Annotated in this window: 12 protein-coding genes; 7 read left to right on the top strand and 5 right to left on the bottom strand. The window is 61.2% G+C overall.

Going from position 1 to position 15739, the window contains the following annotated elements; translation table 11 throughout:
* The first annotated feature begins 57 nt into the window (after nucleotides 1-57).
* From PCOSP_RS13745 to PCOSP_RS13730, 4 genes are all read left to right on the top strand, one after another.
* Nucleotides 58-846: a nucleotidyltransferase domain-containing protein gene (locus tag PCOSP_RS13745; RefSeq protein ID WP_464711730.1), complete on the top strand. Its 789-nt coding sequence runs from the start codon at nucleotides 58-60 to the stop codon at nucleotides 844-846.
* 120 nt (nucleotides 847-966) lie between these two features.
* Nucleotides 967-1416, top strand: a complete 450-nt coding sequence (locus tag PCOSP_RS13740; RefSeq protein WP_464711728.1) for a GNAT family N-acetyltransferase — start codon at nucleotides 967-969, stop codon at nucleotides 1414-1416.
* 13 nt (nucleotides 1417-1429) lie between these two features.
* Complete coding sequence (locus PCOSP_RS13735) at nucleotides 1430-2569, top strand: epoxide hydrolase family protein (RefSeq protein WP_464711727.1); 1140 nt, start codon at nucleotides 1430-1432, stop codon at nucleotides 2567-2569.
* Nucleotides 2570-3040: 471 nt separating this feature from the next.
* Nucleotides 3041-3736, top strand: a complete 696-nt coding sequence (locus PCOSP_RS13730; protein ID WP_464711725.1) for an OmpW/AlkL family protein — start codon at nucleotides 3041-3043, stop codon at nucleotides 3734-3736.
* Between the two features lie 67 nt (nucleotides 3737-3803).
* On the opposite strand, the gene PCOSP_RS13725 is transcribed toward PCOSP_RS13730, so the two are convergent.
* From PCOSP_RS13725 to PCOSP_RS13710, 4 genes are read right to left on the bottom strand one after another with little or no spacing between them, the layout of a single operon-like run.
* The gene (locus PCOSP_RS13725) at nucleotides 3804-4013 is read right to left on the bottom strand and encodes a formate dehydrogenase subunit delta (protein ID WP_139649983.1); all 210 of its coding nucleotides are present in this window, start codon (nucleotides 4011-4013) and stop codon (nucleotides 3804-3806) included.
* A complete protein-coding gene (fdhF, locus tag PCOSP_RS13720) occupies nucleotides 4010-6886 on the bottom strand; it encodes a formate dehydrogenase subunit alpha (RefSeq protein WP_175362841.1) in 2877 nt (958 codons plus the stop codon). The genes PCOSP_RS13725 and fdhF overlap by 4 nt, the downstream gene beginning before the upstream one ends.
* Nucleotides 6883-8442, bottom strand: a complete 1560-nt coding sequence (locus PCOSP_RS13715; RefSeq protein ID WP_175362842.1) for a formate dehydrogenase beta subunit — start codon at nucleotides 8440-8442, stop codon at nucleotides 6883-6885. The genes fdhF and PCOSP_RS13715 overlap by 4 nt, the downstream gene beginning before the upstream one ends.
* Nucleotides 8436-8918 carry a formate dehydrogenase subunit gamma gene (locus tag PCOSP_RS13710; RefSeq protein ID WP_464711723.1) on the bottom strand — a complete coding sequence of 161 codons (483 nt, stop codon included), beginning with the start codon at nucleotides 8916-8918 and terminating at the stop codon, nucleotides 8436-8438. The genes PCOSP_RS13715 and PCOSP_RS13710 overlap by 7 nt, the downstream gene beginning before the upstream one ends.
* Before the next feature lie 336 nt (nucleotides 8919-9254).
* On the opposite strand from PCOSP_RS13710, the gene PCOSP_RS13705 reads away from it, so the two are divergent.
* Both PCOSP_RS13705 and PCOSP_RS13700 read left to right on the top strand, forming a co-directional pair.
* Complete coding sequence (locus PCOSP_RS13705; RefSeq protein WP_464711722.1) at nucleotides 9255-9914, top strand: hypothetical protein; 660 nt, start codon at nucleotides 9255-9257, stop codon at nucleotides 9912-9914.
* The gene (locus tag PCOSP_RS13700) at nucleotides 9911-10189 is read left to right on the top strand and encodes a hypothetical protein (protein ID WP_464711721.1); all 279 of its coding nucleotides are present in this window, start codon (nucleotides 9911-9913) and stop codon (nucleotides 10187-10189) included. The genes PCOSP_RS13705 and PCOSP_RS13700 overlap by 4 nt, the downstream gene beginning before the upstream one ends.
* A 54-nt stretch (nucleotides 10190-10243) precedes the next feature.
* Here PCOSP_RS13700 and PCOSP_RS13695 read toward each other — a convergent pair whose 3' ends face one another.
* Nucleotides 10244-11194 carry a bifunctional helix-turn-helix transcriptional regulator/GNAT family N-acetyltransferase gene (locus tag PCOSP_RS13695; protein WP_464711719.1) on the bottom strand — a complete coding sequence of 317 codons (951 nt, stop codon included), beginning with the start codon at nucleotides 11192-11194 and terminating at the stop codon, nucleotides 10244-10246.
* A gap of 305 nt (nucleotides 11195-11499) precedes the next feature.
* On the opposite strand from PCOSP_RS13695, the gene PCOSP_RS13690 reads away from it, so the two are divergent.
* The gene (locus PCOSP_RS13690) at nucleotides 11500-15678 is read left to right on the top strand and encodes a DUF5801 repeats-in-toxin domain-containing protein (protein ID WP_464711717.1); all 4179 of its coding nucleotides are present in this window, start codon (nucleotides 11500-11502) and stop codon (nucleotides 15676-15678) included.
* Nucleotides 15679-15739: the final 61 nt, after the last annotated feature.

The raw sequence follows: 15739 nt of genomic DNA, 5'->3' as shown, positions 1-15739 counted from the left end.
CGCCTCCGGCATAAATGGGTAGGATGCGGTGAACATCATCCGATCTAGAGTTTGCTCATGGTTTCCGTGGTCGTTCAGGAAGAAGTCCGAAGTCGTCTTCGTCGTGCTGAGAGTGAGCATGAAGCGAAGGTCCTACTCGCCGTGGAGTCAGGCAGTCGTGCCTGGGGGTTCGCCTCGCCCAACAGCGATTACGACGCCCGCTTCATCTACGTCAACAAGCCTGAATGGTACCTCTCTGTCGGACTCGAGGAACGACGCGACGTCATCGAATACCCCATCGTCGACGATATGGACATCAATGGCTGGGACCTGCGCAAGGCATTGCGGCTGTTCTGGAAGTCCAATCCAGGCTTCGTCGAATGGCTGCAGTCCACCATTGTCTATGAACACTCAGGATCTTTTCACGAACGAGCCAAGGCCCTTCTGCCACAGGTGTATTCGGTCGAAAGTGGAATCTATCATTATCGCAGCATGGCCAAGACTAACTATCGGGGGTACTTGCAGGCCCCTCAAGTGCCGCTGAAGAAATACTTTTACGTGCTGCGACCCTTGTTATCGGTGCGATGGCTGGAGAAATTCAATACACCTGCTCCCATTGAGTTTGACACGCTGCGAACGGTCATCGAGGGGCAATCAGAACTCCAGAGTGCGATCGACGACCTGCTGGCAATCAAACGCACATCTCCAGAATTGGGGCTGTCCCCGCAGGTCATGCCCATCCAACAGTTCATCGAACGCGAGCTGCTTCGTCTTGAGGCCATCAAGCCGACCCGTAGCGAACGCAAAGAAGTCGAACCCTTGCTTTCGGAGCTGTTTCGTTCAGTGCTGGAAGAGACCTGGGGATGATGAGCAGCCTTTTTCAATATTCCCGTATTGAGGCAGGATGCGGGCAACCAACAAGCTACGACGGCGTGTGATCACACCTTAGGTCAATAGGCAACCCTGGACCGCAACGACGAACCGGTTATGAACAGACTGTCAATACAGCCGATCTGCGCACTCTCTCCTGGCGTTCAGATGTTAGAAGCAGAAGCGGTTGCGGAAGGTTTCAGGTTCCTGACGCGCTTGATTGCAGAGTGGGAAAGCGGCGTGAACCAATTTGATCGGTCCGGCGAGGGATTTTTTGGTGCCTTTCGCGACGATCAACTGATCGCTGTCGGTGGCCTTTCCTATGATCCTTATGCCGGGTCAGACACCGGAAGATTGCGCAGGGTTTATGTCGCGCCTGCATCAAGAGGTCAGAATGTGGGTAGGTTCCTGGTCAATTACCTTCTGGAACACGCAACCCAGCAATTTCGTACGGTACGCCTATCCACGGACACACCAGAGGGTGCCGCGTTTTACCTTCGCTGTGGGTTCCAGCCAATACGGGATGATTTTGCTACACATGGGAAGTCATTGACCCCGACAAAATAGCCAGGCAAAGACCATGCTCATCGAACCCTTCTCCATCAACATCTCCGAGCCCGCCCTGGAAGACCTGCGCCATCGCTTGCGCAATACGCGGCTGCCCGAGCCCTTGCTCGATCAAGGCTGGAGCGAGGGCATGGACATGGGCGTGTTGCGCGATTTGCTCGCGTATTGGTCGACCGGGTTCGACTGGCGCGCGCGGGAGGCTGAGCTCAATCGCTTGCCGCAGTTTGTCGCCGACATCGGCGGGCAGCGGGTTCACTTTGTTCATCAACGTGGCGTCGGGCCGGACCCGATGCCGCTCGTCCTGACCCACGGCTGGCCCGGTTCGTTCATCGAGATGCAGCGCATCATCCCGCTGCTGACGGACCCGGCCAGTCATGGTGGCGACTCGGCGGATGCGTTCCATGTGGTGGTGCCGTCGCTGCCCGGCTACACCTTTTCCGCGCCGTTCATGCAAGCGGGCATGGGACCCTATGAAATTGCCGGGCTGTGGCAGAAGCTGATGGGCGGGCTGGGTTATGAGCGTTTTGGCGCCCAAGGCGGGGACATTGGCGCGGGTGTCTCGACCTGGCTGGGTGTGCGGTTTCCCGAGCAGGTGACAGGGATTCACCTCAATTACATTCCGGGCTCCTACCGCCCTCCCCTGGGCGAAACCGAGCCGCCGCAAACAGCGCAAGAAACGCTTTTCCTCCAGCGCGCCGCCGCATTTGGCGATGCCGAAGGCGCATACGCCCACCTGCAGCGAACCAAACCCCAGAGCCTGGCCGTGGGCTTGAACGATTCACCGGCCGGACTGTTGGCCTGGATGGGGGAAAAGCTGTTGGCCTGGTGCGATGCCGACCCGGCCATCGACCGTGACTGGTTGCTGACCAATGTGACGCTCTACTGGCTGACGAACTGCATTGGCTCGTCGTTTCGTCAGTACGTGGAAGGCAGCAAGCGTCCCTTGCAGTTCAACAGCGGCGAGCGGGTGAAGCCAGCGGTTGGGGTCGCGTTGTTTCCCAAGGAACTGCCCATGCCGCCAAGAAGCTGGGTGGAGCGGTGCTGTACAGTGGAGCGCTGGACCACGATGCCCCGCGGCGGCCACTTTGCGGCGCTGGAGCAGCCGGCGTTGCTGGCGGCGGATATCAGGGCGTTCTTTCGGGCGTTGCGCTGATTGCTGCGCCTCTGTGGGAGCGAGCCTGCTCGCGATGACGGCGACACATTCAACCTCGATGCAAGCTGACCCGGCGCCATCGCGAGCAGGCTCGCTCCCACGGAGATCCGGGTGTTAGTGACGGAACTGATTGTTCGAACAATCTTGTAGGCAATCACCACCGTGACGAGGAAGGCAAACCTGTGGGAGCGAGCCTGCTCGCGATGACGGCGGCACATTCAACCTCAATGCAAGCTGACCTACCGCCATCGCGAGCAGGCTCGCTCCCACAGGGGATTGGCGGGGAATGAAGGACTTTGTCCTCTGAGATCTTCTCGCAGGCTGACAAGGACTGAAACACATCACCCACCACACTATGCCAATCGGCCGATGTTCATCCGCCAGGGGTTTTCGATACTCGAATCTCCGGCACCACCTGGAACCGTCCGCGGTTCGAGCTGGATGGCCTTCGTTCGAATTGTGGAGTGATGCATGCGTAAATCGAATCTTCTGAACACCGCCCTGTTGATCGGGGTGATGTCGGCCACCACCGCCCAGGCTTTCGAAGCGGGCGATGTTCTGATCCGCGCGGGAGCCGTGACCGTCGACCCTCGGGAAAGCAGCTCCAGCGTGCGCGTCGATCGCGGTAGCCTCGCCGGTACCGACCTGGGCGGCAAGGCGAGCCTGAACAGCGACACCCAGTTGGGCCTGAATTTCGCCTACATGATCACCGACCACCTGGGCGTCGAGCTGCTGGCGGCGACGCCATTCGAACACGACGTGAATATCTCCGGCACCTCCGGTGGCATTGCCGATGGCAAGTTGGGATCCCTCAAGCATCTGCCGCCAACCGTGAGCCTGATCTACTACCCGCTCGACAACAAGGCAGCCTTCCAGCCCTACCTGGGCATTGGTATCAATTACACCTGGGTCTACGATGAAAGCGTCGGCAGCCGCGCCAGCGCAGCAGGCTTCGACTCGTTTCACGCCAGCAATTCTTGGGGATGGGCAGCCCAGGCGGGCGCAGACTACATGCTCACCGATCGCCTGATGCTCAACGCACAGATGCGCTATATCGACATCGAGACCGATGCCTATGTAAGCAATACAACGCTTGGGGTCAGGTCCAAAGTGAATGTCGAGGTGGACCCTTTCGTGTACATGGTTGGGCTGGGTTACAAATTCTGAACACAGCAGCCCTCTGTGCCCGGGGAACGGTGCGCAGCCGACCAGGGCTGCGCACCGAACCTTTGCGCTAGGATTCCGTCAACGCCGCCTGCACCAGCGGGTGCAGCCCATCGCCGGGGTTTTCCACCTGCCACTTCATCAGCTGATTGCGCATGACCGGCGTCCAGAAATTCTGGATATGCTGACGTACGCCATTCACCGCCAGTGTCCTGTCCGGCTCGCTGGAGAAGTACTGGCCGATCTGGTTGGCCATCTTGATCAGGCTTTCGGTACTCATCGACGCACCTCGGCTTTCTCGGCATGACGACGTTCGCGCAGCAGACGCCCCTGTTCATCGCTGAAAGCCTGGTAGCGTTTCTGCCATTCCGAAGGTTGGCTGACCCGCACGATTTCCACCGCCGTCACCTTGTATTCCGGGCAGTTGGTGGCCCAGTCGGAGTTGTCGGTGGTGATCACGTTGGCACCCGATTCCGGGAAGTGGAAGGTGGTGTAGACCACCCCTGGCGCCACTCGTTCGGAGACCTTGGCCCGCAGCACGGTCTGCCCGGCGCGGCTGCCGATGCCGACCCAGTCGCCCTCGACGATACCGCGGCTCTCGGCGTCGCTCGGATGGATTTCCAACCGGTCTTCCTCGTGCCAGGCGACGTTTTCGGTGCGACGAGTCTGGGCACCTACGTTGTACTGGCTGAGGATACGTCCGGTGGTCAGCAGCAACGGATAGCGACTGTTGACCTTCTCGTCGGTCGGCACGTAGCCGGTGAGCATGAAGCGCCCTTTGCCGCGCACGAACTCGTCGATGTGCATGATCGGCGTACCGTCCGGCGCGTCATCGTTGCACGGCCATTGCAGGCTGCCATGGCGATCCAGTTCGGCGTAGCTGACCCGGGTGAACGTCGGCGTCAGGCGGGCGATTTCATCCATGATCTCGGAAGGATGCTTGTAGTTCATCTTGTAGCCCAGGGCTTCGGACAGGGCCATGGTGGCCTCCCAGTCAGCCTTGCCTGCCAGGGGCTCCATCACCTTGCGTACCCGCGAGATACGGCGCTCGGCGTTGGTGAAGGTACCGTCCTTCTCAAGGAACGAGCTGCCCGGCAGGAATACGTGGGCGAACTTCGCCGTCTCGTTAAGGAAGATGTCCTGCACCACCACGCATTCCAGGGCGCTCAGGGCCGCGGTCACGTGCTGGGTGTTCGGGTCGCTCTGGGCGATGTCCTCGCCTTGGCAATAAAGTGCCTTGAAGGAGCCATCCAGCGCCGCCTCGAACATGTTCGGAATGCGCAGCCCCGGATCGGGTTGCAGAGTCACGTTCCAGGCCTGCTCGAACTGGGCGCGTACCACATCGTTGGAGACGTGGCGATAACCGGGCAGCTCGTGGGGGAACGAGCCCATGTCGCAGGAGCCCTGCACGTTGTTCTGCCCGCGCAACGGGTTCACGCCGACGCCTTCGCGACCGATGTTACCGGTGACCATGGCAAGGTTGGCGATGCCCATCACCGACGTACTGCCCTGGCTATGCTCGGTAACGCCGAGGCCGTAGTAGATGGCTGCGTTGCCGCCAGTGGCGTAGAGCCGTGCGGCGGCGCGGATCTGCTCGGCAGGCACGCCGCACACCGGGCCCAGGACCTCGGGCGCGTTCTCCGGCAGGCTGACGAAGTCACGCCAGCGGGCAAAGTCCGCGGCCTCGCAGCGCTCGTCAACGAAAGGCTGGTTGACCAGCCCTTCGGTGACAATCACATGGGCCAGCGCATTGAGCATCGCCACGTTGGTGCCCGGGCGAAGTTGCAGGTGCAGGTCGGCGCGGGCATGGGGCGAATCCACCAGGTCGATGCGCCGTGGATCGATGACGATCAGCCGCGCACCCTGGCGCAGGCGACGCTTGAGCTGGGAACCGAACACCGGGTGGGCATCGGTCGGGTTGGCGCCCATCACCAGGATCACGTCGGCCAGCATCACCGAATCGAAGGTCTGGGTACCGGCGGACTCGCCGAGTGTCTGCTTGAGGCCATAACCGGTCGGCGAATGGCAGACCCGGGCGCAGGTGTCGACGTTGTTGTTGCCGAAGGCGGTACGCACCAGCTTCTGCACCAGGTAGGTTTCTTCGTTGGTGCAACGACTGGAGGTGATGCCGCCGATGGAGTCGCGGCCGTATTTCAACTGAATGCGACGGAATTCACTGGCCGCGTAGTTGACGGCTTCGTCCCAGCTGACTTCCTGCCACGGATCGTTGATGTGCTTGCGGATCATCGGCTTGGTGATGCGATCCGGGTGGGTGGCATAGCCCCAGGCGAAACGACCCTTGACGCAGGAATGGCCGTGGTTGGCCTGGCCGTTTTTGTCCGGAACCATGCGCACCAGTTGGTCGCCTTTCATTTCGGCGCGGAACGAGCACCCGACGCCACAGTAGGCACACGTGGTGATGACGCTGCGCTCCGGCTGGCCGATTTCCACCACGCTTTTTTCCATCAGCGTGGCCGTCGGACAGGCCTGCACACAGGCGCCGCAGGACACGCATTCAGAGTCGAGGAAGTTGTCACCGCCAGCGGCCGCCACCCGCGAATCGAAGCCGCGTCCGGTGATGGTCAGTGCGAAAGTGCCTTGGGTTTCCTCGCACGCCCGCACGCAGCGGTTGCAGACGATGCATTTGCTCGGGTCGTAGTCAAAATAAGGGTTGGAAACGTCTTTCGTTTCGGCCAGGTGGTTGTCACCCTCATAGCCATAGCGCACTTCACGCAGGCCGACCTGCCCCGCCACTGTCTGCAATTCGCAGTTGCCGTTGGCCGAGCACGTCAGGCAGTCCAGCGGGTGGTCGGAGATGTACAGCTCCATCACGTTACGCCGCAAGCCGGCGAGTCGGGAGGTCTGGGTGCGTACCACCATGCCTTCGGTGACCGGCGTGGTGCACGAGGCCGGATAGCCGCGCATGCCGTCGATCTCCACCAGGCACATGCGACAGGAACCGAACGGCTCCAGGCTGTCGGTGGCGCAGAGTTTGGGGATGGTGGTGCCGAGCAATGCCGCGGCGCGCATCACCGAGGTACCGGAGGGAACGCTGATTTCGCGGCCGTCGATGCTCAGGCTGACTTGCACCTCGCTTTCGCGTTCGGGGGTGCCCAGGTCGATATCGCTGGCGGGATCGAAGATATTGATCATTGGTCGGCCTCCGTGGTCGCCAGACCGAAGTCGGCAGGGAAATGCTTGAGGGCGCTGGCGACAGGATAGGAGGTCATCCCACCCAAGGCACAGAGCGAACCGTATTGCAGGGTGTCGCAGAGGTCCTGGAGCAACAGGACCTGTTCCTGGCGGGCACCGGCATCGGTGCTGGCGAGCAGCCGGTCCACCACTTCCACCCCACGGGTGGAGCCGATCCGGCACGGCGTGCATTTGCCGCAGGATTCTTCGGCGCAGAACTGCAGGGCGAAACGGGCCATATGCGCCATGTCCAGGCTGTCATCGGCCACCACCACGCCGCCGTGGCCAAGCATCGCGCCCATAGCGGCAAACGCCTCGTAATCCAGCGGTGTATCGAACTGCGAAGGTGGCACCCAGGCACCCAGCGGGCCACCCACCTGGGCGGCCTTCAATGGCCGGCCGCTGGCGGTACCACCGCCATATTCTTCCACCAGCTCGCGCAGCGTCAGGCCGAAGGCGCGCTCCACCAGGCCGCCATGGCGGATGTTGCCGGCCAGTTGGAACGGCATCGTTCCCAGGGAACGGCCCATGCCGAAGTCGCGGTAGAACTGGGCGCCCTTCTCCAGGATCACCGGGACCGAAGTCAGGGTCAGCACGTTGTGAACCAGGGTTGGCAGCCCGAACAGGCCTTGCAGCGCAGGCAACGGCGGCTTGGCGCGAACCGTGCCCCGCTTGCCTTCGAGGGACTCCAGCAGGGCGGTTTCTTCGCCGCAGATGTAGGCACCGGCGCCCACCCGGACTTCCAGTTCGAAAGCACGGCCACTGCCCGCCACGTTGGCGCCCAGGTAGCCGGCCTCGCGGGCGATGCCCAGGGCATCGTTCAACGTCGCGACAGCGTCCGGATATTCCGAGCGCACATAGATGTAGCCCATGGTGGCGCCTACCGCGATACCCGCAATGATCATGCCTTCGATCAGCAGGAACGGATCGCCTTCCATCAGCATGCGGTCGGCGAATGTGCCGGAGTCGCCTTCGTCGGCGTTGCACACCACATATTTCTGCGTACCCGGCGCATCGCGCACGGTGCGCCACTTGATGCCCGCCGGGAACGCCGCGCCGCCCCGGCCGCGCAGGCCCGAGTCGAGCACGCTGGCCACCACTTGCGCGCCATCCTGCTGGATTGCGCGAGCCAGGCCCTGGAAGCCGCCATGGGCGCGATAGTCATCCAGGGACAGCGGCCGGGTGATACCAGCGCGAGCGAACAGCAGGCGCTGCTGGCTCTTGAGATAAGGGATGTCCTCCACCGGCCCCAGGGCCAATGGATGGTTGCCGGGGTCGCCTGCCAGGGCGTCGAGCAGCCCAGGCACGTCCGCCGGTGTGACGGGGCCGAAGCCCAGCCGGCCGCTGGTGGTTTCCAGCTCCAGCAGCGGTTCCAGCCAATAGAGGCCACGGGAACTGGTGCGCTGCACCTCCAGCGGCAACTGCCGCCGCTCGGCCTCGCGCATCAGCGCGACGGCCACCGTGTCCGCGCCGACGGCACGGGCTACCGAATCGCGGGGAATGCAGAGCTTCAGCATGTGCCTTCCTCCAGGCAGCCATTGACCAGCTCGCGCAGGCGCTCAGGCGTCAGCCGTGCGTGCAACTGGCCATCCAGCTCCAGGGCCGGCGAGCAGACACAGGCCCCCAGGCAATAGACCGGCCGCAAACTGATGCTGCCATCGGCGCTGGTGCCGTGATCGTCCAGAGACAGTTGTTCGCGCAATTGGGCAGCCAACTGTTCGGCCCCCATGCTTTGGCACGACTCCGCCCGGCAAAGACGCAAGGTATGGCGTGCGGGCGGCGTGGTACGGAAATCGTGATAGAAACTGATAACGCCGCGCACTTCAGCCAGACTGAGGTTGAGGGCATGGGCGATCTCCGGGACGGCCGAGTCGGGAACGTACCCGCAGCCCTCCTGGATGGCATGAAGAATCGGCAGCAAGGCACCGGGGGTGTCCTTTTCGCGCTCCAATACACGTTGAATCAGAGGCAGGTGAAGCGTCTCATCGGGCATAAACTTACCTCGGCATCTCGAACGACACTGCTGAAGGCAGTCGTCCGGAGTCTTGGCTGCGGCGTCCGGCCACGTCACGGAAGCGTGGTTATCCGGTCGCCCTCCTCGCTCTCCGGTCAGGCATCTTGGTGCGCCTGATCCGGGGCATCGTTACAGCTTGCCACTCCCGGGAACTGGCAATTGCACATGGACGACAAAACGCGTTCTGAAAGCGACTTGAGGTGAAAGTCGCCCGCGTTCCACGGGAACTTGTCTTATAACCCATTGCCGGCGACTTGCACATTGGCGAAAACAGCTCTAAACCCACTCATTCATATAGCTCATGAGAAACGCAGGATGCGGGAAGCAACGAGTGAACTGGAAAAGCAAATTGATCTGGCAACGAAGCTGCTTTCCCTGGCGGCGAAAGTTGGCTTACTGACTGGCGGGACGTGCATCGTCAGCTACCTGCTCGGCAATGGCCATTACCCGCAAGGCGTTTCCATCGGAGACAGCCTGCTGTTTTTGGTCGCGGCGTTCTGTTTCGGGGTCATCTGCCTTTACTTTTCGGTGTCCGTCACGGCTGCGGGCGTGTTGCTTGCACCAATGTTCGTTCCGGTGCTGAGATTTCTCATCTGGGTGACAACGATATTCCGTGCTGAAAAGTCCAAAGCGGAACTGAAACTACAAAAAATAACGTTCCTGACGGTGTTTTTTGGCATCTGTGGTGTGGTGACCATTTATTTTCTTGCGCGCAAGAATCCCCTGGAACATATCCCTCTCGTTCTGTTGCCAATCTTTCAATACGTCGTTTATTCGGCCTTCCTACAGCAGAACAACAAGATCAAAGCCGCTTACGGACCGCCCCCGAAAATAGCCGATACCGAGTCTTCCGAGACAGACGCCCGGGTCGATGTGAAACCCATGAAAAGACTCAGGGCGATGATCGCCGGACTCCTCATCCTGCCCCCATTCTCATGGGCGGCGTCACCTCGGACTTACTGCAAACCGCCATGAGCCTGGCAAAGATACGCATCGAACGAGCGACGATTCTGGTAAAGCCGCCTTATGCCAACTTACTGCCTGCTCCCCAGGACTCACCCTTGCAAGACTATAAAACCTTTGAAAATGCGACCGTGGTGTTCCGCGGGGTTGGCAACTCGACACTGATTGAAATGCGTACCGCAGATACGGCTATCCGGCTGGAAATCCCCAATGACTCGATCATCATCGAACGCAACACGAGACTCATCACTCAACCCAAACCGGAAACTGGAGATAAAGCCGGATAATCAGGGCAATTGAATCCCGCACGGCCTTGTAGGATTTCCGGATAGTGGGCGACCTTACAAAAAGGGGCGCACAAAACACTGTTCCATGACCCGCCGCCCCCACTGCTGCCCTTCCTGCTCATGTTCCAATCTGAAACCGAAATCTTCATATAACCTGCGGGCTGCATCGAGCCCCTGGAATGTCCAGAGCCGGGTAGCAGGAAACTGCCACTGGTCACAGAACTTCATCGCTTCGGCCAACAGGCGCCTGCCTGCCCCCTTGCCCCGGGCGCAGTCGTCGAGAATGAAACAGCGTAGGATCGCTTCACCCCCTTCGCCTTCACCGTCAATGGCAATCGAGCCGACAATGCGCTCACCCTCCAGGGCCACCCAGACCTCATTGCGTGGGTTGTGCAAACGCCCCATCAGTTCGGCCATGTCCGAGGCCACCAGGCTTTCGAAGGGCTGGCCGAAATCCGAATGCCGGGCGTAATAGTCCGCATGCATCTGGACAATGCGGCCGATGATGCCGGGGCGGTAGCCGCGGGCGATGTCCAGTTGCGCCGCGGATGACACTTCAGTACCGAGTCGATGTGCGCGCAGCGCGACAGCATAGTGAGCGATGCCTTCCTGGACTGTCCGGCGTTGTTCCTCGCTCAAGTGAGACATGGCCGCTTCTACCTGCTGCGTGGCGAAGCGATCGATGGAGCGCAGGGTATTGGCGCCCTGCGCAGTGAGTCGCAGGTGCTTGGAACGCGCGTCAGCCCCATTGGGAACCTCTTCGAGCTCACCCGCCTCGATGAGCTTGCGAACCATGCGGCTCACACTGGACTTTTCCAGGCCAAGGAGCTCGACCAGCTCGGCAGCCGTCAGCACCTTCCGGCTCCCGATCTCGACGATGGCGTGCACGGATGACGGCGGATACGCCGTAGCCGCCAGCGTGGCATTCATGAATCCCAATTCTCGCACCATGAGGCGCGACGCCGAACGGATGTGGTTGATTGAGCCTTGCGGGAAATGGTCCATGGAATAGCCCTCAGGAGAACAGGCAATTAGTTGTATAGCACAACCAAAACAAAAAGCCCGTTACACACCTGCCAAACGCCTGCAACGCAGGCACCGTTTCACGACCTCCCGTTATCAAACCCGGCATTCAGGCCCGTCCGCTTATCAATCTCTGCCCGCCCAATCCTGGCGTAGCCCGGCAGTAGTCTGAAACTCCCAGCCCACCTGGGAGTATCGGCCGATGCGCAATCTCCAGCGCTTTTCCATAGTTGCGGCCAAAGGTCAACGGTCAGACCTCGATGACCGCAATTGCCCAGGAGCAAGTTATGACTATCCAGGAGAAAAATTCACTACTGACGAGTGACACTCAATCCCTGTTCGCCCCTACGGTCGCCACCGACCTGGGTGTGGTGGCGACCGGCGTGAGCGTTACGCTGGATGAAACGACCGGGTTGCAGAACGCCACCGCCACACCAAGCCCTGCGGAAGACGCCAACGACAACGACATTCTGGTGGCTTCCCTGCCCGCCACCTTCGCCACCCGCCTGACGGCACTGGGCGCAGGCACCGCAATGGGGGCAGCCTTGAGCGGCTACACCGGGGCCGTGGGTAACACAGGCAGTGACGCGTTCACCATCACCGCCGCGCCCGGTGCGACCATCACCGACATCAGCTTCGTCGGCAGCACCGGCGCTCCGCTCGATGGCGTGGACAGCGGACTGGACACCCTCGATGGCAGCAACATCCTTCTCTATACGGATACGAACGACAACATCGTCCTGGGCCGGGCCGGAGGGCCAACCGGCACGATTGTGTTCGCGGCCTACATCGAAGAAACCAGCACCGGTGGAAAGATCTGGACCGTGCAATATGTCCCCCTCAATAACCCGGTCACTACGAACCCGGATGACCCGGTCAACCTGCTGGACAAGGTGTTCGTCGGCGCCAGCCAGGACCTGGAGTTCAGTCTGGCCAACGCACCCTCGGGCCAGAACCTGTTCCTGATGTTCACCACAGCGAACCCGACCACTGAAATAGTCGATGGCATTTCACGGATCACGGAACCCACCATCATCGCCACCGGGAAGGACCCAGCTGACCAGTCGACCGGTGTCAACATCACCACGGGCGACACGATCAACACCAGCCAGGCGGGTGGACCGACCACCTTCGGCACCAACAATCAGATGATCGTGGAACAGGAAGGCATCCGGTTCACCTTCGTCACCGGTGCCCGGCAGGACGTGACCATTCCCAACCTGGATCAGAACGAAGCGGACGTGGAGTCCAACATCGACTTCACGGACGTCTTCAATACCAAGACCGCCAATTTCGACGTCGTGCAGCTGCAAAGCGGCAAGACGGCCGTGGTGAAAATCAGCGCATTCAGCACCGCGCCTGAGCCTGGCGTGAATTTCATCAACGGTTATACGAACGACACGGCGGTGGCTATCACCAACGTTCGCGTCATCAACATCAGCACCGGATTGGTGATCGAGAACTCGGACGGATCGGTGAACGATCCTGCCATCGCCATCAGCTTTGCCTCCGGGGTTGCAACCATTACCGGTGTCAAGGCCGGATACCAGATTGAATACACCACGACGTCGACGCACAACCGCGTGCTCATCGAGAACGGGGCCGCGGTGGACGCCAAGGGCACCAACCACGCGGACTTCGACATAGGTGGTTTCACGCTGGTCCAGGCCTCGCTGGCGAAAACCGAGATCGGTTCCAAACTGGTCTTCGAAGATGACGGGCCGAGCATCGGTACCACCGGCACGGAGCCCACGCTGACCGTGGACGAGACGGTGTTGGCCACCAACGCTACCCAGAACTTTGCGGCCAACTTCACCTCGGCCTATGGCGCTGACGGTGCCGGTACGCAAACCTACGCCCTTGGCGTAGTCGCGGGCGCCTCCGGATTGACGGACACCGCCACTGGCGAAGCCGTGAACCTATCGCTCAACGGTTCCGTGGTCGAAGGCCGCACAGCCACCACCAACCTGCTGGTGTTCAGCGTCAGCGTGGCCGCCAATGGCGACGTCACCCTCGATCAGGTCCGGGCGGTGGTGCACCCCAACACGACCAATCCCGATGACTCGAAAACGCTGACCTCAGACACCCTGGTGACCCTGACGGCGACCAAGACCGACAAGGACGGCGACAGTGCCCAGGCCACGCTCAACATCGGCCAGAACCTGGTGTTCAAGGACGACGGACCGAGCATCAGTACCACCGGCACGGAGCCCACGCTGACCGTCGACGAAACGGTGCTGACCACCGACGCCACCCAGAACTTCGCCGCCAATTTCACCTCCGCCTATGGCGCTGACGGTGCCGGCACGCTGACCTACGCCTTGGGCGTGGTGGCAGGAGCCTCCGGATTGACGGACACGGCCACTGGCGAAGCCGTGAACCTATCGCTCAACGGTTCCGTGGTCGAAGGCCGCACGGCCACCACCAACCTGCTGGTGTTCAGCGTCAGCGTGGCCGCCAATGGCGACGTCACCCTCGATCAGGTCCGGGCGGTGGTGCACCCCAACACGACCAATCCCGATGACTCGAAAACGCTGACCTCAGACACCCTGGTGACCCTGACGGCGACCAAGACCGACAAGGACGGCGACAGTGCCCAGGCCACGCTCAACATCGGCCAGAACCTGGTGTTCAAGGACGACGGACCGAGCATCAGTACCACCGGCACGGAACCCACGCTGACCGTGGACGAAACAGTCCTGAGCACCAACGCCACCCAGAACTTCGCCGCCAATTTCACCTCGGCCTATGGCGCTGACGGTGCCGGCACGTTGACCTACGCGCTGGGCGTGGTGGCGGGCGCCTCCGGGCTGACGGACACGGCCACTGGCGAAGCCGTGAACCTGTCACTCAACGGCACGGTGGTAGAAGGCCGCACGGCCACCACCAACCTGCTGGTGTTCACCGTCAACGTGGCCGCCAATGGCGATGTCACCCTCGACCAGATCAGGGCAGTGGTGCATCCCGACGCGACCAACCCCGACGACTCGAAGAGCCTGTCCTCGGACACGCTGGTCACGTTGATCGCAACCAAGACCGACAAGGACGGCGATATGGCCCAGGCAACCCTCAACATCGGGCAGAACCTGGTGTTCGAGGACGACGGCCCATCCGTCGCGTTCGGTAACCTGATCGGCACCGGAAGCGTTCTGCCCCAGTACGGTTTCTGGAGCCAGTCGCTTGGAGCCGACGGTCTGGGAGCTACCGGCCTGGATATTTCCCTGGTGAACGGTCAATTCACCCTCGTCAGGCCGGACGACACAACCGCCACCGGGACCGGTACGCTCACCGAGCAGGCACTCTCACCGGATGCCAATGGCGCCTATCACTTCGCAGGCACCTTGACCGGCGACTTCGATAACAACGCCAGCACGGCGGACACCAGCGTCGACTACACGCTGACCGCCTATGCCAACGGCAGCTATGCGCTGGATCTGGTGCAAGGCTTCAGTTCGACGATCGTGCAGAGCAGCGCCGACGGTTCTCTCGATGCCGGCGGTCCGGATTCCGTGCGCACGTTGCTTATTCCGAAGACGGCCGACCCGACGATCCCATCGGCATCGGAAGAAGTGGTGTTCTTTTCCGCCAAGGCACTGGCGTCGCCCACCGACATTCTGGCCGGTATCGGGCTCGGAGCACCCGACCCGACCGAAGCCGCGCTACAGACCAATCCACTGCCGTCGTACATCGACCCGGCGGCCATGAACGTCAGCACATCGGGTATCGGCGTTGGCAACAATCTGCTCCAGGGGGACAACCTGGTGGCCATCGGCGCGGCCGACGAAAGCTTCGTCATCAACCCGGAAACCCTGCTGACAGGCATGAAGATCTTCATCGACAACTCCGTGGCGGGCTACAACACGGCGACCGAGGACCTGTACTTCAGGATCTACTACGACGATGGCACGTTCTCGAATCTCACCGAAGTGAACACCCTGACGGCCGAAGCCGGCGGACAAGTGTCCTTCGATATCGAGCGCGAAGGTACGGCGATGATCGATGCGGTTCAGCTCACGATGGGCCGGGGCGCGATCAAGATTCCGGTGATCCAGTTCATTCAGGAAACAGAGAACCTGGCCAGCGATGTCAAGCTGACGTTCAATGCTACGTTGACGGATAAGGATGGAGATTCGGCATCCAGTACGTTCGACGCCAACCTGTTCGCCAACGACTCGGCCGGCAGCCTCTTCGACTACACACTGGTCGGCACAGGCGGTGAACGCGATGCCTTCAACGTTGATCTGTCCTTCACCGAAAACCGCTATCAGGTCACCGGATTCGACACGGATCCAGGTCAACGGGACAGCCTTGTGCTCCTCGGTGACCCGGGGGCAGTGGTGCAATCGATCGACAATGCCGGCGCAGACAGCATCGTGACAATCGCCGAGACAGGTGGGCAAACGACCACCATAACCTTGGTCGGCGTCGATCTTCTGAGTAGCGATGTGGTGTTCGGCGCGGCCTGATATGTCGCGCACCTGAAAAATGCGAGGGTGGCCCAGGAACCACCCTCGCACTGTTTTTACG

The organism is Pseudomonas sp. MAFF 730105, assembly GCF_055380705.1.
This window is presented reverse-complemented; position numbering and strand designations above follow the sequence as displayed.

Bases quoted from the DNA above. Each gene is read 5' to 3' on its own strand.
- PCOSP_RS13745 (WP_464711730.1), top strand. From the start codon at position 58: ATGGTTTCCGTGGTCGTTCAGGAAGAAGTCCGAAGTCGTCTTCGTCGT.
- PCOSP_RS13740 (WP_464711728.1), top strand. From the start codon at position 967: ATGAACAGACTGTCAATACAGCCGATCTGCGCACTCTCTCCTGGCGTT.
- PCOSP_RS13735 (WP_464711727.1), top strand. From the start codon at position 1,430: ATGCTCATCGAACCCTTCTCCATCAACATCTCCGAGCCCGCCCTGGAA.
- PCOSP_RS13730 (WP_464711725.1), top strand. From the start codon at position 3,041: ATGCGTAAATCGAATCTTCTGAACACCGCCCTGTTGATCGGGGTGATG.
- PCOSP_RS13725 (WP_139649983.1), bottom strand. From the start codon at position 4,013: ATGAGTACCGAAAGCCTGATCAAGATGGCCAACCAGATCGGCCAGTAC.
- fdhF (WP_175362841.1), bottom strand. From the start codon at position 6,886: ATGATCAATATCTTCGATCCCGCCAGCGATATCGACCTGGGCACCCCC.
- PCOSP_RS13715 (WP_175362842.1), bottom strand. From the start codon at position 8,442: ATGCTGAAGCTCTGCATTCCCCGCGATTCGGTAGCCCGTGCCGTCGGC.
- PCOSP_RS13710 (WP_464711723.1), bottom strand. From the start codon at position 8,918: ATGCCCGATGAGACGCTTCACCTGCCTCTGATTCAACGTGTATTGGAG.
- PCOSP_RS13705 (WP_464711722.1), top strand. From the start codon at position 9,255: ATGCGGGAAGCAACGAGTGAACTGGAAAAGCAAATTGATCTGGCAACG.
- PCOSP_RS13700 (WP_464711721.1), top strand. From the start codon at position 9,911: ATGAGCCTGGCAAAGATACGCATCGAACGAGCGACGATTCTGGTAAAG.
- PCOSP_RS13695 (WP_464711719.1), bottom strand. From the start codon at position 11,194: ATGGACCATTTCCCGCAAGGCTCAATCAACCACATCCGTTCGGCGTCG.
- PCOSP_RS13690 (WP_464711717.1), top strand. From the start codon at position 11,500: ATGACTATCCAGGAGAAAAATTCACTACTGACGAGTGACACTCAATCC.